The organism is Miltoncostaea oceani (assembly GCF_018141545.1).
GTDB lineage: Bacteria > Actinomycetota > Thermoleophilia > Miltoncostaeales > Miltoncostaeaceae > Miltoncostaea > Miltoncostaea oceani.
In genome coordinates, this window is sequence record NZ_CP064357.1 from 596,984 (window position 1) to 621,585 (window position 24,602).

Below are 24,602 nucleotides of genomic sequence, written 5' to 3' on the forward strand. Positions count from 1 at the left end.
CATGGCGTCGCCGATAGCGGGACTCGAGGCTCCGCGATGTTGCCATCCTCGGGAGCCCCCCCCGGATGACGCACCCGGTGTATCACTACGGAGCGCCCGTGCCGCCGACTACCCTCCCTCGATGCTGCCGTGCCTCGATCCCAGCGAGACGCAGCGAGACGCGTCGCGACGTGAACCCGACGATCGGATGCGCCCTTCGCGCAGGCGCCCGGCGGACGTTTCGTGGCGCTATCCACCGCCCTTCAGTCGCGCGCGGATCGCCGAAGTCGATCCTCGCGATGAGGGGGGACTCCGTTGCGAATGAGGTTCACTCGCCAATGAGTCAATCTCCCCGGACCAAGCGCGCGACATCGCCTTTCGCAGCAATTATTCGAACACCGCCGACGTGCAGGGCGAGGAAGTGGTCTCCGACTTGGATTACGACGCCCTCGTCGCCGGGCTCGATGACGATCGCCGACCCAGGCACAACCGGCACGGATCGCAGCAGACACACCACGTCCCCGACCTCGTACTGCAGTCCACTCACGACCCCTCCAGGGCACGGAGCGTGGTCACCGGTTGCCGTGATCCCAGCAGTCGGCCGCCGCGAGTGGGCTCATCGACACGTCGTTCTCTGTTGTTCCCGACCCATCCCGTGGCAGTGGCCTTCAACTCGGTGCCGCGCCGGTGCCGGATGGCCGCCGCTGGCTCGTGAGCCCATTCGATCTGGCTCGCCACTGAGTCCCCACCGGCGGGGGGCGCCTGAATGAGCCAAGGGACGCGGCAGAGCCTCAGGTTCGCGGCTGGGAAGTCCCGTGCGCCATGCGCAGCGGTCTGCACTTCCAGTTCGCTGCGTTCGGTGATCGAGCCCTTTCATCCCGCTCGGGCCACCTCGTCTCCCTTGATGGCTGAGCCGGATATCGGGAGGCTAGAGGGCGACGTTCCACCTGAACCTTACGCTCAGGAGGGAGGCGCCTCCCGGAAGACCGGTCTCGCTCCCTTGGAGCCCCGTAACCGTGAGTGAACTCGTGGCTGCCGAGTCCCTGCACGGCGTTACCATGACGCGATCACGGCGACCGGTGACCTTCTCGAGTTGATGCATGGCGCGGTGCGGCGCTACGAGAGCGTGCGTCTGGTCTTCCGGGAGTGGCGCCACCGAGACCGATCCCGGCAGGCATGGGACCGGTACCTCGCGACTACCGCCGGCACCTCCTTCTCCCTAGAGCTCGGCAGCATCGGTGGCGAGCCTGAGCCCGAGGAGACCGAGGACATCACCCGCCTCTGGAGGGCGCCTGGGCGCGGGCGAGAGGAGTCGGATCGCTGGAATCCGCAGGGACGCACCCAGTCGCTCACGGTGATCAACGACGGGACGTGGTGGCGTTTCGACCCCCTGATCGGGTCGATCACCAACGACGGCGACCCCGGGCACCGCGTCGGGATGGGTGAAGCCGCACGACCGCTCCTCGACCCCGCCGTGATGCTCCCATTCGTCGACCTACAGGTCATCGGCACGGCAAGCGTCGCCGGTCGCGCGGGCATACGCGCGCTCGCTCACGTACGACCACGCTCCGACGACGACGGCCACGCATCCCCTCTACCGTTCGGAGCCGACGAACATGAGATCGTCGTGGACGGGACGCTGGGTGTGTTGTTGCGCATGGAGAGCCGGATCGGTGGGGCGCCCTTCCATGTCACAGAAGTCATGGAGATCGCGTTCGGCGAGGCGTTCGATCCCGCCGTCTTTTCCTTCTCGGCACCCGCTGGGCGGCCGGCGCGGCGCAGCCACGACCTCTTTCCCCCACCGCTTGATCTGCCGCTCCTCGAGGCGGCTTCGCGCGCTCCCTTCACGGTCTGGGTGCCGACGCGCACACCCGCCGGCCACAGCCCCCTCGTCGAACTCGTGCCTGCATCCGAGGGGCCGCTGAGAACGGCGAGCGTCCATCTGAACTACCCACACCCCGAGCACGGCTTCCAGGTGATCCAGACCCACGTCGTCGACGGCAACTGGGGCGACACCGGCTGGGCGGAGTTGCCCCTCGATGGGTGGACCGCCCGGATCCGCACGATGGGTGGTCAACGCCAACTGATCACCGACCGCGACGCGACGCGGGTGCTCATCCAAGCGAACAACCTCGACAGCGAGACCCTCGTAGCGATCGCGGAATCGCTCGTCGAAGCCTCAATCGATCCGCCCACCCTCCGCTGGATCGATAGTGGAGATCCCGACGGGTGATGCTGACGGACCACTTGAGGGATCGACATCGTCTGTATCCGCGGCGGGCGATCGGGGCCTCCGCCGCCGAGCCGGAGGACCGTTCGACGTGCCCGAAGCCATGACCGACGAGGGAGACCCGGAAGCCATCCGCAGGCGCGTCGATGACCTACAGCGTCAGATCGACAGCCATCCCGCGCGGATCGAGCACCACGCAATCGAGGCCCTCAACGAGAGTCTGAACCACGTCTGGCGTCCCAACCTCGCGGAACTCGAACAGCTGCTCGTCGCACCCTCCCAGGACCAGGGACTCGCCATCGAACTGATCCAGAACGTCAAAGCTCCAGTAGTCCGCGACCGATTTATCGCGAGCGTCCTCCGGGCGACGCACAACTATGTCGCGAGCACCCAGAGCCTCGTCGAGCACGTGCGCACGGTGATGCGAAACCGAAGTGGTGACACCGCCGCAGCCTTCACGATCCGCCGCAGAGACCTTGCAAAGGACTCGAGCGTCGCCTTCTTCAAGGACTTGCGGAACTTCACCCTGCACAGGTCCCTGCCGCCCCTCACCTGGGAGTTCCGCGTCGCGGACCTGCATCGACCAGACGCCTTCGAGTTCGACTTTCGAGTTCCCGTCTCGGCACTCCGGTTGTGGAGCGGCTGGAGCGCGTCGTCGAGGTCCCTGCTCGCGGAACGCGAAGGAGGGTTGTCGCTTGAGCCGCTGCTGAGGCGCCACGGCGCGATCGTCCTCGACCTCAACTCCTGGTTGATCGATCGCCTGCTCGCGGACGGTGAAGCCGGTCGAGCAGTCGTCAACGAGCTCATCACACGGCAGGAGATGCTGATTACGGGGCTCGACCGAGGCGAGGTTCTGCGCCGCATCAGGGACCGCTCCGACCGATCGGACTACCCACAGGGTGAAGGCATGCATCGGGACAGTTGACCGCCACCGACTACAGCTGGCGGCTTAGACGTCTGGCACGTCCCTTATCCCATGAGGGGCGGCGGACGACGTCGCGCGAGGCGCGGCGGGGCGTGGGACGACGCATGGTGCCGTCGAGTTCGCGGCATCGTCGTCGGACGACCTGCCCGGAGGACTCGATCAGTGCAACCGCGTGACAGTGACCTCTTGGGGGCAGGCGCGGGTCCTCGCCAAGACCTCCACACGTCGGTTCCTCGCAGCCGATGCAACGACTACTCACGACCTCGTCCCAGTTGGGATCTTCGCGTGCTCCTTAGCACCCGGTCCGGCCGGGTGGCGGACCTGAGTGGATCCCTCGTGGAGGACGGTTCCCAGACGAGCAGTCACTCGGAGTCGCACAGTGTGCGACCCGACTGCTCGGGGGGCCGCGGCGCCTGCGTCCCGGGTGCCGCACACCACCGCTACGCACGGACGGACGGACGGACGGACGGACGGATCGTAAGCCCCGTGTCATCTCCGGCTGTTCGAATCACGGTCGTCGTCTCAAACCTGTCTGGAGGAGGGACGTGCCGGCTAGCCAGAGTTCCGAGATCCGACTCCCTGGGTGCACCGCCGCTATCGACCGAGTCGTGGCGGCGGCACGCTGTCGCTTCCCTCGCCTGACGCCTGCGGGCTCGTTGGAGGCGGTCCGGGCTGGCGGGCTGATCGTCGATATCCGGTCTGAACTCCAGCGGGAGCAGCAGGGGCGGGTTCCAGGTGCGCTGTTCATCCCCCGCAACGTGCTTGAGTGGCGAGCCGATCCGACGTGCCCCCACCACAACCGCGTCCTCACTGCTGTGAAGGGTCCGCTCGTGCTCATGTGCGCCGAGGGCTACCAGTCGAGCCTCGCCGCCGCCGCCTTGGTCGATCTGGGGGTCGCGAACGCCGCCGACATGGAGGGCGGCTACGATCGCTGGCGCGCAGAGGGTCTGCCGACCGTCGGCGCCCCATGTCGGAGCGTCGAACGGGAATCGCGGTCGCCTCAACCGACGAATAGCGTGTCCACAACCGGGGGGCTGGCGTGACCGAGAAGGCCTACGACGTGGTGGTCATCGGCGCGGGACCGGGGGGCGAAGTCGCCGCGGGCCGGCTCGCCGACGCGGGGCTCGAGGTCGCGATCGTCGAGGAGCATCTCGTCGGCGGCGAATGCTCGTTCTACGCCTGCATGCCCTCGAAGGCCCTCCTGCGGCCGGCCCAGGCGGTGGCAGAAGCGAGGCGTGTCCCGGGCGCCCGCGAGGCCGTCACCGGTCCGCTGGACGTCGCCGCGGTCCTCGCGCGGCGCGACGAGGTCGTCCACGACCTCGACGACGGGGCGCAGGTCCCCTGGCTGGAGGCCCACGGCATCGTCCTGCACCGTGGGCGGGGGGTGCTGGACGGCGAACGCCGCGTGCGGGTCGGTGACGAGGTGCTGACGGCGCGACGCGCCGTGGTCATCGCCACTGGCAGCAGCGCGGCGGTCCCCCCTGTCCCCGGTCTGGCTCAGTCCTCCCCATGGACCAGCCGCGAGGCGGCGGTCGCCTCTGCCGTCCCGGGCCGCCTGGTAGTACTCGGCGGCGGTGTCGTCGGGTGCGAGCTCGCTCAGGCGTTCCAGACACTCGGCAGCGCCGTGACGTTGATCGAACCGGGGCCGCAGCTGCTCGGTCGCGAGGAGCCCTTCGCCGCCGAGCAGGTCGAGGGGGGCCTGGCGGCGGCGGGGGTGGACGTGCGTGTCCTCACGCGCGCCGAGCGGGTCGGGCGCACGGCAGCGGGTGTACGCGTCGAGCTCTCCGGCGCCGCCCCCGTGGAAGCCGATGAGATCCTCGTCGCGACGGGACGCCGCCCCAACGTCACCGGGATCGGCTTGGAGACCATCGGGCTGGCCGACGACGGACCGCTCGCCACGGACGTGCATCTGTGCGTCGCCGGGGCCGAGGGCTGGCTCTACGCCGTCGGCGACGTCAACGGGCGCGCCCTGCTGACCCACCAGGGCAAGTACCAGGGCAGGATCGCGGCGGACCACATCCTTGGTCGCTTCAACACCAGCATCGTCTACGGCGGGCCGCTGTCACCCCGGGTGGTTTTCACCGAACCTCAGGTCGCCGCGGTCGGCTACACTCTCGGGGCCGCCCACGAGGCCGGCATCGACGCACGCGCCGTCGACGCCGACCTCTCGGCAACGGCCGGTGCCTCGTTCCTCGGGCGCGGGGAACCGGGCACCGCCCGCCTGGTGGTCGACGAGAACCGGCGGGTGCTCGTGGGAGCGACCTTCACCGGCCCCGAAGTCGCGGATCTCGTCCATGCCGCGACGATCGCGATCGTCGCCGATGTCCCGATCGATCGGCTCTGGCACGCAGTGCCGAGCTTCCCGACGCGCAGCGAGGTCTGGCTGAAGCTCCTCGAGGCCTACGGCCTCTGAACCGGGGCCGCCGCGCGCGCGAATGTCCCCGGGGCGATGTGCACGGAACGGAACGGCGCAGGAATCGAACCTACCGGGCGGGAGTGATCCCTCCCCCACTCGTTTTGAAGACGAGGCGGGCCACCAGGCCCCGGCCGCTCCCCGGTGCGGTCAAGCGTAGATCATGGCCGCCGCGCGCCGCGGCGTAGAACCCGCGCGTCGCCCTCGCGTTTGGTGAGGCCCACGTCGTCGAGATGGCCGGCGATGGCGAGGGCGTGGCGACGCCCGACGCCCCAGGCATCCCTCAATGCTCCGATCCCGACGGGGCCCCGCTCGAAGATCGGGGACACCTCCCGCCACGCGCCCTCGAGTGCGGCGGCGTCGAACCACAGGTCCTCGACGCGCCGAACCCTCCCGGCGTCCCGCAGGGCCGCCAGGGCCGAGGCGATGGCATCCTCGTCGAGGCCGGTGATTCCCGGCAGCTCGCGCATCGACAGCGCGCGAAGCCCCGCGGAGGCGAGTGCCGAGGAGACGGTGTGCGCCTCGGCGCCGATGGTGCCGGCCCCCGGAGGCATCAGCCGGGCTCCTCGCAGCGTCATCGCACCCTCGGCGACCAACCCAGTGACGACTGCGGCGGCTGCCGCGGGGGGAAGGCCGGTCGCCGCCCTGGTCGCTGCGACGGTCGCCCCCCGTCCGCTGACGGCCGCACGCGCCTGGTCGCCGACTCGGGCGATGACCGCCTCGTGGAAGAGCCTGCCGCCGATGGACACGAGCCGGCTGCCGGCGCTCCGGGGGGCATCGTCCACGTCGTCGAGGCCGAGGGTGCCGGCCTCCTGGGCCCGCAGCTCGGTGATCGCGGTTGCGTCCGCCCCTGCGAGCACGGCGAGGCGTTCGGCGAGGTGCCGTCGCGGCCGGCCCCGCGGCGGATCGGTGTCGACCACCCGCGCCCCGGCGACGGTCCGCCCGGCGGACGCCCTCAGAACCAGCCGGTCCCCCGGCCTCGCGCAGACCGCGTGGGCGAGCCGGAGCTCGGCCGGGCCGTCCTCGCCGGGATCGAGGTGCCGGCGGTCGAGCAGCACGACGCGGCCCGGCCCCTCGTGCGTGCCGAGGAAACACTGCACCGTCGCATCCGAACGAGGGATGCCTTCCTCCCCCGCCAATGCCTCCACGTGGACGCCGAGCCGGTCCGTGAGGGCCCAGGGGTCGCCGGCGCGGACGACGCACGAGCCCCGCCTGGCCTCGGCTCGCCCGACCCCCGCGAGGGCGACGGCCACCCGCCCCGCTTCGACGCGCTCGACGGGGGAGTCGTGGACCTGGAGGCCCCTGATGCGCCCGCCGGTGCCGTCGGGCAGCACCGTGACGGCGTCGCCGACGGCGAGCCCGCCACCCCAGAGTGTGCCGGTGACGACCGTGCCCGCCCCGGGCGCGCTGAAGCACCGGTCGACCCACAGTCGTGGCGGGCCCTCACGCAGACGGGGAGGAAGGCGGGCGACCAGCCTCTCCAGGGCCTCGCGAAGCTCCGGGACACCGTCGCCGGTCGGTGCGCAGACGGGCACGATCTCGGTTCCCTGGGGCAGCAGGCGGGCGACAGCCGCGGACGCGGCCGCGGCGTCGCCGAGGTCGGATCGTGTGATCGCGACAACCCCCTGGTCGATGTCGAGAAGCCCGAGCACCGCCATGTGTTCACGGGTCTGGGGCATGACGCCGTCGTCGGCGGCGACGCACAGCAGGAACCCGTCGACCCCGGTCACGCCGGCGACCATGTGGCGCACGAAACGGTCGTGACCGGGCACGTCGACCAGGCTGACGGACCCGCCGGAGGCGAGCCGCAGAGGCGCGAAACCGAGTTCGATCGAGATGCCGCGCTGTTTCTCGGCGGCGAGGCGGTCGGTGTCCCTGCCGGTCAGCGCCCCCACCAGCGTCGTCTTGCCGTGATCGACATGCCCGGCGGTCGCCAGGACGACGCCGTCCCTCACGCTCGCGCCCCCCGAACCAGATCCGGGATGCGGAGCAGGTCGCCCTCCCCGAGAGCCAGCACATCGATCAGGACTCTGCCATCGGCGATGCGGGTGACCACCGGCGGGTCGCCGGAGCGCAGGCGGGCAGAGAACGCCTGGGCATCGCCGACGTGATCGGGCACGACGGCCCAGCTGGCCAGTTCGTGGAGGGGCATCGTGCCCCCGCCGACGCGCCCGACGGTGGCCACCACCTCGCCCCCGATGGCCCGAGCGAGACCGTCCGCCGCCGCGCGGCGCTCCTGCGACGAGGCTGCGAGCATCCGCAGGGCCGGGATCTCACGCCAGGCCCGCTCAGGGTCGCGGTGCAGTGCGAGGGTCGCCTCGAGGGCTGCGAGCGTGAGCTTGTCGGGTCGCAGGGCACGCATCAGCGGGTGGGCGGTGCAGCGCGCGACGGCCTCCCGGCGTCCCACGATCAGCCCGGCCTGCGGGCCTCCCAGGAGCTTGTCGGCGCTGAAGCAGACGAGGTCGGACCCCGCGGCGACGCTGGCGCGGACATCCGGCTCGTCCGGCAGGCGCGCATCGGCGCGCAGGACGCCGCTTCCGGTGTCGTCGAGCAGGGCGATGCCCCGCTCCCGGGCGAGTCCTGCGAGGGCGGCGAGCGGGGCCTCTTCAGTGAATCCGACGGTCCGGAAGTTCGAGGGGTGAACGCGCAGGATGGCGACGGTCTCCTCCCCGACGGCACGCGCGTAGTCCTCGATTCGGGTGCGGTTGGTGGTCCCGACCTCCACCAGGCGCAGCCCGGACGCGGCGAGGATGTCCGGCACCCGGAACCCGCCTCCGATCTCGACGAGCTGGCCGCGTGACACGACGACCTCGCCGCCGCCGAGGGAGCAGAGGGCGAGGAGAACGGCGCCGGCGTTGGTGTTGACCGCGCAGGCGTCCTCGGCGCCGGTGAGGGCGCGCAGGTGTTCCGACACATGGTCGTGCCGTGATCCCCGCGTGCCCTCGTCGCGCCGCCACTCGAGGGTGCAGGCCCCCGCGGCGGCCTGGATCGCGTCGATCGCGGCGTCGGCGAGCGGGGCTCGGCCGAGGTTGGTGTGCAGGATGACGCCCGTCGCGTTGACCGCCTCACCGAGAGACGCCCGGAGACGGTCGGCGACCTCACGCGCCAGGCCGCCGACTCCCGCTTGCGTCGTTCGTCGCGCCGCGAGCACGGCGCGGACCTCGTCGGTCACGCGCGTCCTGCCGTGCCGGTCGGCGAGGGCCCGCACCGTCGGATCGCCGAGGACCGAGTCGACCGACGGGAGCGACCGTCGGGGGTCAGGCCCCGGCATGCACCCGTATGCGACCCGGGGCGCCATCGGTGAGCCGCCCCACGGGCCATGCCTGGACGCCGCGCCGGGCAAGGGCACGCTCCAGGGCGGCCCTGCGTGTCGGTGCGACGGAGAGCAGCAACCCCCCACTGGTCTGGGGATCGGCGAGCACCAGGCGCTCGACCTCGTCGACGCCCGCGTCGAACTCGACGTGGGCTGCGGTGGCGGCGAGATTGCGGCGCAGCCCCCCCGACAGGTGGCCGGCCCTCGCGAGGGCGTCGACACCCTCGATGCGGGGAACCGACGCGGCGAGGACCTCGGCGCCGGTACCGCTCGCCTCGCACATCTCGTGGAGGTGTCCGAGGAGCCCGTAGCCGGTGACGTCCGTCGCGGCGGTGAGCCCGCATTCCACGGCCGCCTCGGAGGCATCCCGGTTGGCCGTGAGCATCCACGCATCGGCGCGGGCGCAGACATCGACTCCGGCCGCCCCCGCTCCCCTCGCCGTCGCCACCAGGCCGACCCCGAGGGGTTTGGTCAGCAGCAGGTCATCCCCCGCCCGGCCCGCGGCGTTCGTCAGGAGCCGGTCCGGGTGGGCGGTGCCGACGACGGCGAGGCCGTACTTCGGCTCGGGGTCGTCGATCGAGTGCCCTCCGAGGACCGGGCAGCCGAGGGCGAGGGCCGCCTGGGCTCCCCCCGCGAGGATCGCCCCGAGGACGGTGAGGTCGCCGTCTTTGGGGTACGCGCAGACCGCGAGCGCCAGCGTCGGCGCCGCCCCCATCGCGTACAGGTCGCTCAGGGCGTTGGTCGCGGCGATCGCCCCGAAGGTCGCTGGGTCGTCGACGACGGGGGTGAAGAAGTCGACCGACGCGACGATCGCCAGGTCGTCCCGGAGGCGGTAGACACAGGCATCGTCGAGGGTGGCGGGGCCGACGAGGACGTCCGGGTCGCCGCTTGGCAACGGGAGACCCCGCAGGGCCTCGAGCAGCACGTCCTTCCCGAGTTTGGATCCGCATCCGGCTCCGCGGGCGAGCTGCGTCAGGCCCACCGGCGCCGCAGCCGCCGGGTCGTCGCGATCGTGGGGATCACCGGGCGGGATCGGGCACCTCCGTGGTCGCCGCGGCACCGACGGGGAGGATCCGGACGACGTCGATGGTGGCGTCGACGACGACCGTGATGGTGTGGACGCGGCCCCCGGGTTCGACGAAGGTGTCGCCGCGGCCGTAGGCGCGCATGGCCCCGCGGTCGGTGATCTCGACGCGGCCGGCGCGGACGAGGTTGACCGTCAGGCCGCCGTGCCGGTGGGTCGAGGTGAACCCGGTCCCCAGGCGCACCGACTCGGTCGTCACGTTCACGGCGCCAGCGGCCAGGTCGGCGACGGGGACCGTCGTACGGGTGAGCGTCGCGTCCGGCGGTTCCGAGCCGGCGAGCAGCACGGCCATGCCGAGCGCACCGGCGATCACCCCCGCGATGAGCGTGAGAACGGTTCGGACCGGTGTCGTCATGGGGGTGATCGTACGCCGTCCCCGGACCCCCGAGTCCCGCTTGGCGTGCGTAATCTCGGCGTAATCACCTCCTGGGAGCCTCAGCGCATGCGCCGAATCCTCGCTCCCGCCCTGGCCGCCGTCATCGCCGTTGGAGGCATCGCCTCGACGGCTCACGCGGCCCCCTCCACGGCGACCCAGAAGGCCCCGACGACCACCATTCTGCGGGGGGCCTTCACCGACTCCGCGAAGTACACCGGCAGCGGGTCGGTCGCCGTCACCCGCCGCTCCGGGGTCCGCACCCTGCGACTCGCCCGGAACTTCCGGGCCGACCCCGGGTCGATCCGCCTGCGTCTCTACGTGGCGACGGACCCGTCCGGCAGGGACTTCGTCGATCTCGGCCCGATGGCCGAGACCGGTGCCCAGTCGTTCCGCGTGCCCACACGCCTCAGCTTCAGTCGCTACCGCTACGTGATCGCCTGGTGCGCGGCCGTCGACGAGCCGATCACCCAGGCCAGGCTGATCCGGCCGCGCCGGTGAGTGACGGTGGCGCAGTGCCGGTGGGGACCAGCGACCCCGAGCCCTCAGGCGATGTGCGCCGGGAGTCGCTGAGACTGGGTCAGGGTCTTGCCGCCCTCCGGATCTTCTTCGGGTTGATCCTCTTCGCCAACGGGATCTCGAAGCTGTTCTCGTTCACCGACATCTCCCTCGGGCCCTACCAGGCGAACCTCATCGACCGTGGCCTTGCCCGGTCGATCCTGGAGAACGAAGCGGCCCGCACCGAGCTCCCGCTGATCGACACGATCGCGACGGAGGTGCTCCTCCCCAACTGGGGCTTCTTCGAGTGGGTCATCACGTTCATGGAACTCGGCATCGGCGCGCTCCTGATCGTCGGCCTCGCCACGCGCGGTGCCGCCCTCCTCGGGCTCGGCCAGCAGCTCTTCCTCGCCGGGCTGTACTTCTCCAGCAACCGCTGGGCGTTCGAGCAACCCCATGAGTACATCCCCCTGTTGATCCTCGCCATCGTCCCGGCGGGACGTGTCTGGGGCCTCGACGGCGCCGTGATCGCGCGTCGCCCACAGCTGCGACGGTGGCCGTTCTGAGCGGGCCGAGCGGTTCGGTCGACGCGCGGCTCCCCGTCGTCGGACGCGACCAGGCGGCCCTCACCGTCCGGGCGATGTACGCGGATGGTGACCCCTCCAACATCACCAAGGTACTTGCGGGGTCGCCGGACACCCTGGCGGCGATGGCTCCGTTCCTGTCGCAGGTGATGAACCCGACCACCCTCGACCTCGCGACGAAGGAGGTCGTCGTCCTTCGCGTGTCGGTGGTCAACCGGTGCGCCTACTGCGTACCGACCCACCAGGTGGCGGCCCGGCGGGCGGGCCTGTCACCAGAGGCCGTCGCAACGCTGTCCGCGCGGGAACTCACCGACGAAGGCCTCACCGCGAAGGAGCACACGCTCGCCGCCTACTGCGACCGGGTCGTCATCGACGCGGCCACGGTGGACGAGGGCCTGCTCGCCGAGATGCGCCGTCACTTCGAGGATCACGAGATCGTCGAGCTGACGGTCCTCGCCGGGGCGATCACGACGCTCAACTACGTCGCCGGTGTCGCCGGGATCCCCATCGACCCCCGGACCCTCTCCGCCGAATGAACCAACTGGGCGACGCGGTCCGCGCGGCGATCGAGGAGGCACGCCTCGGGCCGCGCCTGTGGCTGTACGCCAACTACCACTGCAACCTCACCTGCTCCTATTGCCTCACCGAGTCGGGCCCCGGCGTGCCCCGTCGCGCTCTTCCCGCCGACGCGATGGCCCGGGCCGTCGCGGAAGCCGCCGACCTGGGCTTCCGCGGTATCGGCGTCACCGGGGGGGAGCCGTTCCTTCGCCCCGACCTGCCGGCCGTCGCCGCGGACCTGTCCGGCGTTCTCCCGGTGCTCGTCCTGACGAACGCGACGCTCTTCGAGGGGCGGAGGATCGACCGGCTCGATCCGCTCCGCGGCCGTGATGTCACCCTCCAGATCTCCCTCGATGCCGCAAGCCCCGTCGCGAACGATCCGATGCGGGGCCCCGGCAACTTCGAGCGGGTGATCGACGCGATCCCGCGGCTGCTGGAGCGCGGCATCGGCGTACGCGTCGCGACGACCCTGTACGGCCAAACCGACGAGGAACTGGAGGCGGTCAAGCGGCTCGTCGCCGACCTCGGCATACCAGCCGACGACCACGTCGTACGCCCGACCGCTGCCCGCGGCCGTGCGGCCGAGGCGGGCCTCGGGGAGCTCGCCGGCATCGACGAGCTCCCGGCCGAGGCGACGGTGACGGTGGACGGCCTCTTCTGGAGTCCCTTCGCGCCGACGGTGCGGGGCGGCCGCCTCGACACCGACCTCCTCGTTTCGCGCCAGACCTCACCCTTGGCGGAGGGGATGCGGAGCTTCCTCGGCCTCGTCAGCCAAGTGCCCCTCGCCGAGGCGACCCGCTTCAGGTGAGCGTGAGCTCGGGGCGCGCCGTGAGCGTGCCACGTGCAGTCGTGTTGGTCCTGCTCGGCGTCGCAATGCTCGGCGTGCAACTCGCGCTGCGCGGCGAGGGCGACGCAACAGTCCAGGTGGTCGGGCAACTCGTCGCGTTCGCCGTGTTCCTGCCGGCTGCGGTCCTCTGCTGGCGCGGTCGCGGCCTCGGCCGGGTGGGACTCGCGATCGTGATCCTCGGCGCCGTCGCCTTCCGGGCGGCGGCGTTCATCCCCGGCGACGCGACGCCACCCCTGTCGGGCGACATCCACCGCTACGCCTGGGACGGCGAGGTGCAGCTCGCCGGGATCAACCCGTACCGGTACGCGACCGACGACCCCGCCCTCGCCTTCCTCCGCGACGGGGAGATCTGGCCAGGCATCAACCACAAGCCCTGGCACACCGTCTACCCGCCGGGCGCCCAGGTCGCCTTCGTCGCCTCGCAAGCGACGTTCGGCACGCACGTGCGCTCCTCGACGTGGCTGCTGCTGCTCGCGGAGGTGGGGGCGATCGGACTCCTGCTGGTGGCGCTCCGCCGCATGCGGGCCCCGCCCGAGCGGGTCGCCCTCTATGCGTGGCATCCGCTCGCCATCAGCGAGATCGCCGGCAATGGCCACATCGACGCCCTGGCGGTGCTCGCCCTGGCCGGGCTGATGGCGGCCTGGGGCGCACGCAGGCACGCCCTCGCCGGGCTCTGCGTCGCGGCCGCCGCGCTCATCAAGCTCGGCCCGCTGCTCCTCGTCCCGGCGCTCGCGCGGGCCGGGGGACGCCGCTTCGTCGTCGCCGCCGCCGCCCTGATGGTCGTCGCGTACATCCCCTACGCGACGACGATCGGCACCGGCGTGTTCGGCTCCCTGCGCCGATTCGAGCAGCAGGAGCGGTTCAACGGCAGCCTCGACCAGATCCTGTCGTCGATCCTCGGACGAGGCCCCTCACAGGCGATCCTCGCACTCGGGCTGCTGCTGGTGGTCGGCGTCGTCGCCCTACGCGAGCACGAAACGCTCGAGCAGGTCGCGCGGTCGGCGCTGCTCGTGCTCGGCGGCCTGCTGCTCGCCGTCGACTACGTCCAGCCGTGGCACGCCCTCTGGCTCACGCCCTTCCTGGTGATCGTCGCGGCGCCCGGATGGCTGTGGCTCACCGGGGTCCTGCCGCTCGCCTACGTCGTGAAGGTGACCGGCGGCCTGCCGATCTGGGCGAGCCTCGCGATCTACGGGCCCGTCGCGGCTGCGGCCGTCTGGCATCTGCGTGGCTCCCGCCGGACCGCCGGCCGACCGGCCCCCCTCCCCACCGACGTGCGCGTCGCGGCCGTCATCCCCGCACTCGACGAGGCGGAGGCCATCGGCGGCATCCTGGCGAGTTGGCCCCCAGGGATCACCGACGAGATCATCGTCGTGGACGGCGGCTCACGCGACGCCACGGCGGCGATCGCGCATGCAGGGGGCGCCCGCGTCGTCGTGGAGCCACGCCGCGGCTACGGTCGGGCCTGCGCAGCGGGAGCCGCCGCCACCGACGCCGAGGTGATCGTCTTCCTCGACGGCGACGGCAGCTGCGACCCCGGCGACCTCGCCAAGGTGCTCGACCCGGTGCTGCGCGGCGAGGCCGCCCTGTCCCTCGGCGCCCGGACCCACCCCGACGACGGTGCGATGAGCGTCCACCAACGCGCAGGGAACGCCCTCGTCTGCGCACTTCTACGCCTCACCCACGGCACCCGGGTCCGGGACATACCGTGCATGCGCGCGATCCGCGCCGACACCCTCGCCTCCCTCGATATGCGTGAGGGCACCTACGGCTGGCCCACCGAGATGATCGTCAAAGCCCTCCGCGACGGACACGCCATCGCCGAGAGACCCGTGTCCTTCCGGCGCCGCCGGGGAGGGCAGTCCAAGGTCGCCGGGCGGGTAGGACCCTCCGCCCGCGCCGGGACCCGCATGCTCGCCGTCGCCCTGCGATACACCTGACCGTGCGCCGACGAGTCCTCGTCGTGGCGAAGGCGCCCTCGGAAGGGCGGTCGAAGACGCGCCTCACGCCGCCCGTCCCGCCCCACCTCACCGCCCGGCTGTCGATGGCCATGCTCCTCGACACGATCGAGGCATGCACCCGGGAGGCCGACCAGGTCGGATTGCTCTGCCCCACCCCGGACGACGTCGGGGCCCTCCGGCAGGTGGTCGGCACCGGCGTCTCCATCCACGTCCAGCAGGGTCGCGGCCTCGGCGCCGCCCTCCGCGAGGAGATGCGTACCGGCACCCAGGACGGTGCCCTCGCGATCGTCAGCTCCGACGTACCCGGCTTGCCGGCGGGTGAGATCGAACGTGCCTTCGGCCTCGTCGCCGGGGACCGGGACGTCGTCCTCGGCCCGACCCTCGACGGGGGCTACTGGCTGATCGCGATGCCACGGTTCCACGAGGCGCCGTTCGCGCGCATCCCCTGGTCGACGCCGGCGTGCGCGGCGGTCACCCTGCAACGCGCCGCCGATGCGGGACTGCGCACCGACCGGGTGGCCGAGTGGCTCGACCTCGACACCCTCGTCGACCTCTCCCTCGCGATCCACGCGCCGCCCGGAGCCCTCGGGCCGCGAACCGCGGGAGCCCTCTCGGACATCGCGGGCTCGGTAGACATCCCACCCCCGCCGGCGAGGCGGTTGATCGACAGCGAACTCGTCGTCGCATCCCCCTGGCGGTCCCTCCTGCGCGACCGGCTCAAGGAGGACGGCCACGAGGCACGGGACTACCTCTACCTCGCCGCCCCCCGTGCGGTCTTCATCGTCGCGGTCACCACCGCAGGGGAGGTCCTGCTGGTGCGCCAATACCGCCATCCGGTCCGCGACTGGACGCTCGAGGTTCCCGCGGGGTCACTCGAGGATGGGGAGCCCCCCCTCGCCGCGGCACAGAGGGAACTGTCGGAGGAGGTCGGCGGGTCCGGCGGGGACTGGCGCCATCTGAGCACGTTCTTCTCCTCGAGCGCCCACATCGGCCTGCGGTCCGACGCCTTCCTGGCGACGGACGTCGAGGTCGGCGCCCCCCGCCCCGATGAGGACGAAGAGATCGAGGTGGTGCGGCTACCGGTCGCAGAGGCGCTGCGGCGCGCACGCGAAGGACGGATGGTCGAGGGGCAGACCGCACTCTGTCTGCTGCTCGCCGCCCCCCACCTCGAGCGCACACTCGGCTAGTCGCCCGGCGCGCAATGCCCTCGTAAGAAACGGATGCGAGCGTCCTCGCGGAGGGCCCACCGAGTTGACCAGGAGGCGCACCATGATCGAGGCGACGACGATCGACGACAAGGTCGATGCCATCGCGACGGAGGTGGTCCGGGCGGGAGCCGGCGTCGTCGACGAGACCGGGGAGTACCCCCGCGCCGCGCTCGCGTCGCTGCGCTCAGCCGGCGTGCTCGGACTCATCAGCGCGACCGAGGTCGGCGGCCTCGGGGAAGGCCCGGCCGCCGCCGCCCGCGTCGTGGAGCGCCTGGCGCGCGAGTGCGCCTCGACGGCGATGGTCCTCTGCATGCACTACGCCGCGACCGCCGTCATCGAGGCCCACGGCCCAATCGCCGTCCGCGAGCGGATCGCGACGGGGGAGCACCTCAGCACCCTCGCGTTCTCCGAGGTCGGCTCCCGGGCCCAGTTCTGGGCGCCGCTCAGCGCCGCCGAGACGGCGGGCGACCACATCGCCCTCACGGCCCGAAAGAGCTGGGTGACATCGGCCGCCGAGGCCGACTCCTACGTCTGGTCGAGCCGCCCCGTCGCCGCGGACGGCCTCAGCACCCTCTGGCTCGTGCCGGCGACGGCACCCGGCCTCCACGTGAGAGGCGCATTCGACGGCCTCGGACTCCGCGGCAACGGCTCGACGCCGATCGACGCCGACGCCGTGGCCGTGGCCGCCGACGCGATGCTCGGCAGCGACGGCGGCGGCTTCGACGTCATGCTCGGCACCGTCCTCCCGATCTTCCTCCTCATGGGCGCCGGGGCGTCGGTCGGCCTGTCGGACGCCGCCGCCGCCGCGGCCGCCGCCCACGCCGCCTCCACCCGGTTCGAGCACCTCGACCAGTCCCTCGCCGAGCAGCCCGTCACGCGCTCCAGCCTCGGCGCGATGCGCGTCCGCGCCGACGCGGCGCGGGCACTCTGGTCGGGGGCCCTCGAGGAGGCCGAGAGCGGCCGCGAGACGGCCGCGCTGCGGGCGTTGGAGGCCAAGGCCGCCGCGAGCGAGGCCGCGATCACGGTGACCGACGCCGCCATGCGCGTCTGCGGGGGCGCGGCCTTCCGACGCGAAGTCGCCGTCGAGCGCCACTTCCGTGACGCACGCGCGGCCGCGGTGATGGCCCCGACCACCGAGATGCTCCACGACCTGATCGGCAGGGCCGTCACCGGCCAGCCGCTCTTCGGGTGACCCCGGTGGAGCCGCCGCAGGCGCCGTTGGTGCTCGGTGCCGTCGCATACGAACCCCGTGTCGTCACGATCTGGGAGGGGTTCAAAGCCTGGCTCGGAGAGCGGGGCCTGCCCTTCGACTACGTCCTCTACTCGAACTACGAACGGCTGGTCGAGTCGCTGCTCGCCGGCGAGGTCGACATCGCCTGGAACTCGCCCCTGGCGTGGGTCCGGGCCCGTCGGCTCGCCGCCGCACGCGGGCAACGGGTCCACGCGATCGCGATGCGCGACACCGACTGCGACCTCACCTCTGTGATGGTGACGCTCCCGGACTCAGGCATCGACGCGATAGGGGATCTACGCGGCCGCACCCTCGGCGTCGGCGCCGTGGACTCCCCCCAGGCGACGCTGCTGCCCTTGTCGCTCGTCCGCGCGGCCGGCCTCACCCCCGGCCTCGACGTCGCGGTCCGCCATTTCGATGTGCTCGCCGGCAAACACGGCGACCACGTGGGCGGAGAGCGCGACGCGGCCCTCGCCCTGATGCGGGGCGAAGTGGACGCCGCCTGCATGATCGAGGGCAACCACGCCCTCTTTCGGCAGGAGGGGACATTGCCCACCGACAGTCGCGTCGTCGCCCGCACCCCGTCGTTCGACCACTGCAACTTCACCGTCACCGACGGCGCCCCGGCGGAGCTGGTCGAGCGGTTCCACGGTCTGCTGCTGTCGATGTCCTACGACGACCCCGAGGTGCGGCCACTGCTCGACCTCGAGGGCCTCCGTGCATGGCGCCCCGGCCGCGACGGCGGCTACGCGCAGCTCGAGTCCGCGGTCGACGAGGCCGGCTTCTACGACACCTGGGGCGCGGTGACGGAGACGGCGTATCGCTACTGATGCCCACTCCGAGACGCGAGGCAGGTGGCGGGCGGGCACAGCCACCCGACGATCGGACTCGACCGGACGCATGAGCCCGTGGCGCCCCGACATCGCCCGCGCCGTCGAGGAGGCCCCCCGGGGTGGATCCCTCGAGGACTGGAAGGCGCATGCGCAGTCGCTGCTGTCGCGCCAGCCGTGCGTCTTCGTGCGCAACGGTCAGATCTCGGCCCTCTACGCGACCCTCTACCTGCGTCGGCCGGAGCTGTTCAAGTGGGCGGGCCTCGCCGCGATCGCCTCACGGCACATCCGCGTCGCCCTCTGGCCGCTACGCCTCGGCGCGGCCGGCGAGGAGATCGACCTGCCGCGGGCCCTCGGCAGGTGGCAGGCGCTCCGGATCACCGACGCCGACGTGATCCGCCGCACCAACAACGACATCTTCGATGACATCTTCTGGGCGCACCTGGCGTACGACGGCGACCCGGCCGGCCTCGCCGAGCTCGAATCCCTCGTCCGGGGCACGCCCCAAGCTGCGATTGGAGCTGCCTTCAGGCGGATGGACGAGGGGCGGCGGCTGCTCGACGCCGACCGGGTGGGCGCCACCGAGATCGTGTGGGACGCCAATCGGCGGATCCTGGAGCACGAACAGCAGGCGATGGTGCAACCCAACTTCGAGCGCCTCTCCTGCGCGTATGCCCGGGCCTTCTCGTTCGGCGCCACGGCGGGGCTCGACGTCGCCGGCCTGCGGCGCGCCACCGCCGTGTTGAGCTCCTTCTACGGGTACTCCCTGCTCCGTCGCCGGCCGCCGCGGGGGACGCGGCTGCCCTTGCTGACCTCCTACGAGGACCGCTGGGCGTGGATGGAAGGGTCGATCATGCCGCGCTTCCAGCGACGTGAGCACACACGCCACGCGTTGCGACGCACTCTCGAGGCGATCATCGGGGAATCCCAGGGACATCCTACGGGGGCCGCCACATGACCAACACCGGCGCAACCGGTCCACGCAACGCCCCGTCGCTGGCGATGCCGGCGCGCCGGGACCCCGTGGCGCCCGTTCCGCGCGAGGCCTACTTCGAGGTCACGAACCGCTGCAACCTGCTCTGCGAGACGTGCCCGCGAACCCACTTCGAGCTGGAGCCCCCCGCCGACCTCTCCTACGAGCGGATGGTCGAGATCGGTGACCAACTGCCAGTGCTCGAGCGGCTCGTGCTCCACGGAGTGGGTGAGCCGCTCCTGAACCGCGACCTCCCGCGGATGATCGCCTACGGCGCCGGGCGCGGCGCGCATGTCGTCTTCAACACCAACGGCGTCCTGCTCGACACCAGGCGCGGGGATGCGGTCACCGAAGCCGGACTCGGCCAGCTGCGCATCTCACTCGACGCCGCGACGCCGAAGACGTACCACCGCATCAGGGGCGCCGACGTGTTCGCGCGGATCGTCCGAAACGCCGCGGCGTTCACCGCCCGCCGCCTCCAACGCGGAGAGGACGCCCCAACGGTGGAGATCTGGGCGACCGCCGTCCGCGAGAACCTGGAGGAACTCCCCGCTCTCGTGCGCCTCGCCGGCGAGCTCGGCGTCGGCGGCGTCAACCTCCAGCGCCTCGTCTTCAACGGCATGGGCCTCGCCGTCGCCGAACAGTCGGTCTACCGCGACCTCACAGCCCGCCAAGACGACATCCTCGCCGAGTGCCGCGCGGCGGCCGCCGAGGCGGGCATCGCCATCACGGGAAGTGGCGGCACCGACGGGGAGGGCGCCATCATGGGCGGCACCGAACCCCGCGCGTGGCTGTCGTGCCGGCGGCCCTGGAAGGTGCTGTACGTGACGGCCCAGGGGACGGTCCTGCCGTGCTGCATCGCCCCCTTCACGACCACGGACACCGGTCAGCTCGCCCTCGGCAACGTCATCCGGCAGGGAGTGGCGCCGGTGTGGAACGGACCGGCGATGCGCGACTTCCGGGCGCGACACCAGAGCGACGACCCGCCCGCGCCGTGCGCGCCGTGCGGGTCCGACTGGAGCCTCTGAAGGCCACAGCACGCGTGGTGGCGGCGGGTCAGACCGCCGGCTGAGACGCGGCGATCGGGAGCGTCAGAGACACCCGTGCGCCGCCCCCAGGGCGCTGCTCAGCCCAGATCCGCCCGCCGTGGGCCTCGACCAGGCCCCGGGCGATCGCGAGGCCGAGGCCCGCGCCTGCCCCGTCGCGGCGGCGGGCCGAGTCAGCCCGCCAGAAACGATCGAACGCCTGGTCGAGGGATTCGGGCGCGATGCCCTCACCCGTGTCCTCGACGCTGATCCGCACAGCCCCGTCGTCCGAGGCCACCAGGACCGCCACGGCGCCGTCGCTCGGGGTGTGGCGCAATGCGTTGGTCAGGAGGTTGAGCAACACCCGCTCGACCTGATCGGGCGCGCAGCGCACCCGTGGGACGGCATCATCGACGCGCGACTCGACCCGCACGCCGCGCGCCCGTGCACTGGCCTGGACGCCGCGCACGCAGCATTCCACCAGACCGCCGAGTTCGACCTCCCGCATCTCCAGGGTCAGCGCACCGGCGTCGATCCGAGCCAGTTCGAACAGGTCGTCAACCAGACGCCCGAGGTGGCGCACCTGGTCGTGCATCGCCGGCAGGTAGGCGTCGGCGGGCCGCAGCCCGTCCTCGATGGCCTCCAGCATCGCCTGGAGAGAAGCCAGCGGCGTGCGTAGGTCGTGGCTCGCGTGCGCCACGAGCTGGCGCCGGGCGTCGAAGAGCCGCTCCAGCTCCCCGGCCATGTGGTTGAAGGCCGCTCCCAGCTCGGCGACCTCAGCCGGGCCGTCCTCGGGTGCCCGGGCGGTCAGCTCACCGCGAGCCAGCTGCTCACTGGCATCACGCACCCGTCGCACCGGTACCAGCACCGACCGCGCCACCAACACCGCGCCGGCCATCGCCGCCAAGCCCGAGGCGCTCGCCACGGCGAGCACCGTCAGATCGTGCCCGGAGTCGAACATCAACACCCCCGACAGCAGAACCGCCGCCAGCGGCAGCACCACCGCCCCAAGAGCCAGCGCGACCAACCGAAGACGCAGCGTCGGTAGCCGCCTGGCCACCAACGCCAGCACCAACCCCGCGGCGAGGGTCGCCCCCGCCACGACCAGCGCCGGCCCGATCACGGGACGAACCGGTAGCCGACCCCCCACACCGTCTGGACATGGTCCGGGTGGGAGGGGTCGCGCTCGATCTTCTCGCGCAGGCGGCGTACGTGGACGGTGACCGTACCGCGGTCCCAGGTGGCCTCGTGACCCCAGACCCGGTCGAGAAGCTGCTCGCGTGAGAACACCAGGCGAGGGTGCGACGCGAGGAACCAGAGCAGGTCGAACTCCGTCGCCGTCAACCGCAGCGGCGCCCCGTCACGCAGCACCTCGCGGGTGCCGGCATCGATCGCGAGCGGACCGGTGACGATGCGTCGATCGGTCCTCGCGCCGGGCGCACGCCGCAGCACGGTCCGCACGCGCGCCACCAGCTCACGCGGCGAGAAGGGTTTGGTGACGTAGTCGTCGGCGCCGATGTCGAGGCCGACGAGGCGGTCGGCCTCCTCTCCGCGGGCCGTCAGCATGATGACCGGGGTCGATGACCGTGCCCGGATCCAGCGGCAGAGCTCCAAACCATCCATCCCCGGCAGCATCACGTCGAGGACGACCAACTCGGGGTCGATGCGCTCGATGAGTCTGCGCGCACTGAGGCCGTCGCCGGTCTCCACCGCTCGGTAGCCGTCGCGGCGAAGATAGGTCGCTACCACCTCGCGGACGATCGGCTCGTCATCAACGACGAGCACCGTCGCAGCACCGGCGGGGCCGGGGGCGTCAAGCGGCGACGTCGCGGGACCAAGCATCGTTGCTGCATGCTCGCACGCAGATGTTGCGCAAGGCTTACGGAGCCCAGCTGGCAACGCACGTTCCTCGCGGACGGTCACCGGTATCCGAAGTTCACGCGGCGGCAGGGTCGAGGAGGTGGACGCGGTTTCCGAGCATCATCCGGTGCCGCCGACGAGGGGCTCGGCGGATCAAGCGGCCCGAAGGTAGGACCATGTATCGCGTTCGAGATCGCGTCTGCGGCACTTGGTCCTGCGTCCACCCAAGCAGCGCGTCCTTGGGTCTGGGTTCCTTCGGTCACTAGCGGAGCACGGTGACGGGGTCGATCATGTTCTCGAGGCGGTAGCCGCCGGCCAGCGTCTTCCAGAGTTCGATGTGGGCGTGCGGTGGGCCGTCCTTCCAGGCGGTGACGGTCGCGACGAGCTGCCCGCGGCTCACCCTCTCTTCCACACTCACCTTTGGGACCACGTGGCGGAAGACCCAGACGCGGCCGCCTCGCTCCTCGATCTTGACCGTCCCCCCGAAGACCTGGCCCGTGTCGTTGAGGCTCGGCTTCGCTTCGCAGACCCGCCCGCCGATGGGCGCCCGGACGGGTGTGCCGCCCGGCGCGAACCAATCCTTCGCGGCGTGGTAGTTCTTCCCACCCGGACCGGGCGCCCCCTCAGCGTCGACGACCCGGAACTCTGAGCCGTGGCCCATCCCCACAGGGAGCGGGGCTGCGTACCCGCTCACGCTGCCGGGAAGAGGGACGCCCTTCCGCTGGTCGGCGCGCGCCCGGAAGTCCGCGGGTTGAGCGGCGAGGCGGAGCAGCCACGCCCGTCCCTGGAGGCCCAGACGACCGTTCACGTGGCGCTTGGGGAAACCGAACCGCCACTTCCACTTCTGCACCGCGAGAGCGGTGTCAGGGCCGAAGATCCCGTCGAGTGCCGCGCCGCGGAATCGGAGCGCCGTCTGAACCTCGAGGACGTCAGGGCCCTCGAGCCAGTCGTCCTCGTTCGGCATGAGTTCGAGGGATCGCACGCCGCACCCCTTCGTCCGTGACGCCAGGTCCCGCCCGGGTGCTATATCGGTCGCCCCGCGCCCGTTTGTCAAGCCGCCACACCCGAGACCTCGAGCCGCCGATGAGACGTTGCGGCGACCTGTTGGAGTGAACCTCGAGCCGACCGAGCCGCGATCCGCGGCGGGTGCCCCCCCACGTGGTCCCTGATCGGGCGGAGTGCACGTCGTGTCGAGAGGCGCTCCCGCCAACGGGACTGCTCGCTCAGTAGGGCTCGACCTGCCCTCTGGCGCGGAGAAGGGACCGGCCCGCCGGAGCGACTCCGCGGGGTGCGACCAGTGGCGACGGACCAGCCGCGATCGCGAGATGCCTCGACGCGGCGTCCCGCACCTCGACGGCACATCTAAGCGGTTTGTCACGAGTTCATGCCCTTTTGGCGCTGCAGTGGCCAGACGTCCAACTGCGCATCTGCCACAGCCCTCTCGAGTCGCGCGACGGCGGATGCTCACGAGGGGATCCGGCGGTGGATGGGACCTCGTAGCCGGTCGGCGAGCGCGACGTCTTCCGCCTTGGCGCTGTGCGTGTTCCGGGGGCCGGCACCCGCCCGGACGTCGCGGGGAGGGCAACGCGGCATGTGTCGGGACGGCGGTGATCCGGCCGGTCGGTCGCGCCGTACCAGCCGGTGAAGTCGCCCCGTCGGGGCGCTGACCACGGAGTTGAGAGATGCGCCGCCCCGCCGTCCTCGCCCTCGCCGCCGTCGTCGGTCTGGCAGTGCCGGGCTCCGCAGTGGCAGATGTGTTCGTGAAGGTGCCGACGCCGTTCCTCGGGGGCCCGATCTGGACTCCGCTGCCCGCGCTCTCGCCCGTGGCGTCGGGACGCCCCTCCATGCCCCCTCCCCCCGCGTCCGACGCGTGCCGGGGGGCCGCGCCCGGCGACTGCGTGGTTGTGGGGCCGGAGGCCGAGACCGACGACGCGCCGCTCCCCTCGCCCGGACCGGCGGGTGTGGGGACGCCGGGCGACGGCGTCGGCGTCGAGGCAGATCCGGCCCCCGAGGAGGACACCCCGGGCGCCGACGACGAGGGACAGAGCGCCCAGGAGGTCCCGGCGATGCCGGCGACCCCTCCATCGTCGGCGGATCTCACCGCAGCCTTCGGTGGGTTGCTCCACCCGGCGGCCGCCGACTGGCTCGCGTGGCAGCGGCCGACGCTCCGTTGGAAGCCCCAGGCGGGCGCGGACTACTACAACGTCCAGATCTTCCGTGGGCAGCGTCGCGTACTCAACGCCTGGTCGGCCGGCACGCGATTGAAGGTCCCGGGGGGGGTTCTGCGCCAGGGCCGCTCCTACGTCTGGGCGGTCTGGCCGGGCTCGGGACCCCGCGCCGCGGCCCGCTACGGCGCGGCGATCGGCCGCTCCACCTTTGCGGTGACGCTACGTCCGCGCATCGTCTTCCGCACCCCCGGCGGAAGCCGCGGCACGGTCGGTGAGGTGCGTCCCCACATCCCGTTCGCCACGATCCGCCTGTCGCGCGCCGGGGCGCTCGCGGCGCGCGTCCCGCAGGTCGTGACGCTCGACCGTCGCGGCCGTCTCACCCTTCCCATCTCCTCGCGCGCCGCCGAGCGGCTGGCCGCGGTCCTCACGGACCGCGGGCCGACGCCGCCGGTGGGTCTGCGCGGACCCGGGCTGTGAGCCCGGCACCGAACCCACGGACGGGTTCCCCGGCTCCGGCCGGGACTTCGACCGCATCACCGCCACCC

The 24,602-nt window shown here is 72.0% G+C and carries 22 protein-coding genes and 1 tRNA gene; 15 read left to right on the forward strand and 8 right to left on the reverse strand.

Features of this window, described 5'->3' with window-relative positions; translation table 11 throughout:
* The first annotated feature begins 1,075 nt into the window (after nt 1-1,075).
* The 4 genes from IU369_RS21855 (at nt 1,076) to IU369_RS21870 (ending at nt 5,547) form a co-directional block, all read left to right on the forward strand.
* Nucleotides 1,076-2,212: a hypothetical protein gene (locus tag IU369_RS21855; protein WP_217924558.1), complete on the forward strand. Its 1,137-nt coding sequence runs from the start codon at nt 1,076-1,078 to the stop codon at nt 2,210-2,212.
* 88 nt (nt 2,213-2,300) lie between these two features.
* Nucleotides 2,301-3,134, forward strand: coding sequence for a hypothetical protein (locus tag IU369_RS21860; RefSeq protein ID WP_217924559.1), 834 nt, complete (start codon nt 2,301-2,303; stop codon nt 3,132-3,134).
* A gap of 656 nt (nt 3,135-3,790) precedes the next feature.
* Nucleotides 3,791-4,177 carry a rhodanese-like domain-containing protein gene (locus IU369_RS21865; RefSeq protein WP_246551619.1) on the forward strand — a complete coding sequence of 129 codons (387 nt, stop codon included), beginning with the start codon at nt 3,791-3,793 and terminating at the stop codon, nt 4,175-4,177.
* Nucleotides 4,174-5,547 (forward strand): dihydrolipoyl dehydrogenase family protein, encoded by a 1,374-nt coding sequence (locus IU369_RS21870; RefSeq protein WP_246551621.1) that lies wholly within the window; start codon nt 4,174-4,176, stop codon nt 5,545-5,547. The genes IU369_RS21865 and IU369_RS21870 overlap by 4 nt, the downstream gene beginning before the upstream one ends.
* A gap of 48 nt (nt 5,548-5,595) precedes the next feature.
* On the opposite strand, the gene IU369_RS21875 is transcribed toward IU369_RS21870, so the two are convergent.
* The 5 genes from IU369_RS21875 to IU369_RS21895 all read right to left on the reverse strand — a co-directional run bounded on the left by IU369_RS21875 (nt 5,596) and on the right by IU369_RS21895 (nt 10,299).
* Nucleotides 5,596-5,688 (reverse strand) — tRNA-Sec (locus IU369_RS21875).
* 20 nt (nt 5,689-5,708) lie between these two features.
* Nucleotides 5,709-7,502, reverse strand: a complete 1,794-nt coding sequence (gene selB / locus IU369_RS21880; RefSeq protein ID WP_217924560.1) for a selenocysteine-specific translation elongation factor — start codon at nt 7,500-7,502, stop codon at nt 5,709-5,711.
* A complete protein-coding gene (selA, locus tag IU369_RS21885; protein WP_246551623.1) occupies nt 7,499-8,818 on the reverse strand; it encodes an L-seryl-tRNA(Sec) selenium transferase in 1,320 nt (439 codons plus the stop codon). The genes selB and selA overlap by 4 nt, the downstream gene beginning before the upstream one ends.
* Nucleotides 8,805-9,842 (reverse strand): selenide, water dikinase SelD, encoded by a 1,038-nt coding sequence (selD, locus tag IU369_RS21890; protein WP_246551625.1) that lies wholly within the window; start codon nt 9,840-9,842, stop codon nt 8,805-8,807. Before selD ends, selA begins: the two co-directional genes overlap by 14 nt.
* Nucleotides 9,843-9,879: 37 nt before the next feature.
* Entirely contained in the window at nt 9,880-10,299 is a 420-nt protein-coding gene (locus IU369_RS21895) for a cupin domain-containing protein (protein ID WP_217924562.1), read from the reverse strand.
* A gap of 87 nt (nt 10,300-10,386) precedes the next feature.
* Here IU369_RS21895 and IU369_RS21900 point away from each other — a divergent pair, with 87 nt between their 5' ends.
* The 10 genes from IU369_RS21900 (at nt 10,387) to IU369_RS21945 (ending at nt 20,032) form a co-directional block, all read left to right on the forward strand.
* Nucleotides 10,387-10,818, forward strand: a complete 432-nt coding sequence (locus IU369_RS21900; RefSeq protein WP_217924563.1) for a DM13 domain-containing protein — start codon at nt 10,387-10,389, stop codon at nt 10,816-10,818.
* A 14-nt stretch (nt 10,819-10,832) separates the two neighbouring features.
* Nucleotides 10,833-11,381: a DoxX family protein gene (locus IU369_RS21905; protein ID WP_217924564.1), complete on the forward strand. Its 549-nt coding sequence runs from the start codon at nt 10,833-10,835 to the stop codon at nt 11,379-11,381.
* Nucleotides 11,369-11,935: a carboxymuconolactone decarboxylase family protein gene (locus IU369_RS21910; RefSeq protein WP_217924565.1), complete on the forward strand. Its 567-nt coding sequence runs from the start codon at nt 11,369-11,371 to the stop codon at nt 11,933-11,935. The genes IU369_RS21905 and IU369_RS21910 overlap by 13 nt, the downstream gene beginning before the upstream one ends.
* Nucleotides 11,932-12,765 carry a radical SAM protein gene (locus IU369_RS21915; RefSeq protein WP_217924566.1) on the forward strand — a complete coding sequence of 278 codons (834 nt, stop codon included), beginning with the start codon at nt 11,932-11,934 and terminating at the stop codon, nt 12,763-12,765. The genes IU369_RS21910 and IU369_RS21915 overlap by 4 nt, the downstream gene beginning before the upstream one ends.
* 20 nt (nt 12,766-12,785) lie before the next feature.
* Nucleotides 12,786-14,741 carry a glycosyltransferase family 2 protein gene (locus IU369_RS21920; protein WP_217924567.1) on the forward strand — a complete coding sequence of 652 codons (1,956 nt, stop codon included), beginning with the start codon at nt 12,786-12,788 and terminating at the stop codon, nt 14,739-14,741.
* 23 nt (nt 14,742-14,764) lie between these two features.
* A complete protein-coding gene (locus IU369_RS21925) occupies nt 14,765-15,949 on the forward strand; it encodes a DUF2064 domain-containing protein (RefSeq protein ID WP_217924568.1) in 1,185 nt (394 codons plus the stop codon).
* 82 nt (nt 15,950-16,031) lie between these two features.
* Nucleotides 16,032-17,162, forward strand: coding sequence for an acyl-CoA dehydrogenase family protein (locus IU369_RS21930; RefSeq protein ID WP_217924569.1), 1,131 nt, complete (start codon nt 16,032-16,034; stop codon nt 17,160-17,162).
* The gene (locus IU369_RS21935) at nt 17,159-18,031 is read left to right on the forward strand and encodes a phosphate/phosphite/phosphonate ABC transporter substrate-binding protein (protein ID WP_246551627.1); all 873 of its coding nucleotides are present in this window, start codon (nt 17,159-17,161) and stop codon (nt 18,029-18,031) included. Before IU369_RS21930 ends, IU369_RS21935 begins: the two co-directional genes overlap by 4 nt.
* A 70-nt stretch (nt 18,032-18,101) precedes the next feature.
* Entirely contained in the window at nt 18,102-18,989 is an 888-nt protein-coding gene (locus IU369_RS21940; protein ID WP_217924570.1) for a DUF2515 family protein, read from the forward strand.
* The gene (locus tag IU369_RS21945) at nt 18,986-20,032 is read left to right on the forward strand and encodes a radical SAM protein (protein ID WP_217924571.1); all 1,047 of its coding nucleotides are present in this window, start codon (nt 18,986-18,988) and stop codon (nt 20,030-20,032) included. The genes IU369_RS21940 and IU369_RS21945 overlap by 4 nt, the downstream gene beginning before the upstream one ends.
* Before the next feature lie 28 nt (nt 20,033-20,060).
* On the opposite strand, the gene IU369_RS21950 is transcribed toward IU369_RS21945, so the two are convergent.
* The 3 genes from IU369_RS21950 to IU369_RS21960 all read right to left on the reverse strand — a co-directional run bounded on the left by IU369_RS21950 (nt 20,061) and on the right by IU369_RS21960 (nt 22,871).
* Nucleotides 20,061-21,152, reverse strand: coding sequence for a sensor histidine kinase (locus tag IU369_RS21950; RefSeq protein WP_217924572.1), 1,092 nt, complete (start codon nt 21,150-21,152; stop codon nt 20,061-20,063).
* Nucleotides 21,149-21,871, reverse strand: coding sequence for a response regulator transcription factor (locus IU369_RS21955; protein WP_217924573.1), 723 nt, complete (start codon nt 21,869-21,871; stop codon nt 21,149-21,151). Before IU369_RS21955 ends, IU369_RS21950 begins: the two co-directional genes overlap by 4 nt.
* Before the next feature lie 280 nt (nt 21,872-22,151).
* Nucleotides 22,152-22,871, reverse strand: coding sequence for a peptidoglycan DD-metalloendopeptidase family protein (locus tag IU369_RS21960; protein ID WP_217924574.1), 720 nt, complete (start codon nt 22,869-22,871; stop codon nt 22,152-22,154).
* 700 nt (nt 22,872-23,571) lie between these two features.
* On the opposite strand from IU369_RS21960, the gene IU369_RS21965 reads away from it, so the two are divergent.
* Entirely contained in the window at nt 23,572-24,534 is a 963-nt protein-coding gene (locus IU369_RS21965; protein ID WP_217924575.1) for a hypothetical protein, read from the forward strand.
* Nucleotides 24,535-24,602: the final 68 nt, after the last annotated feature.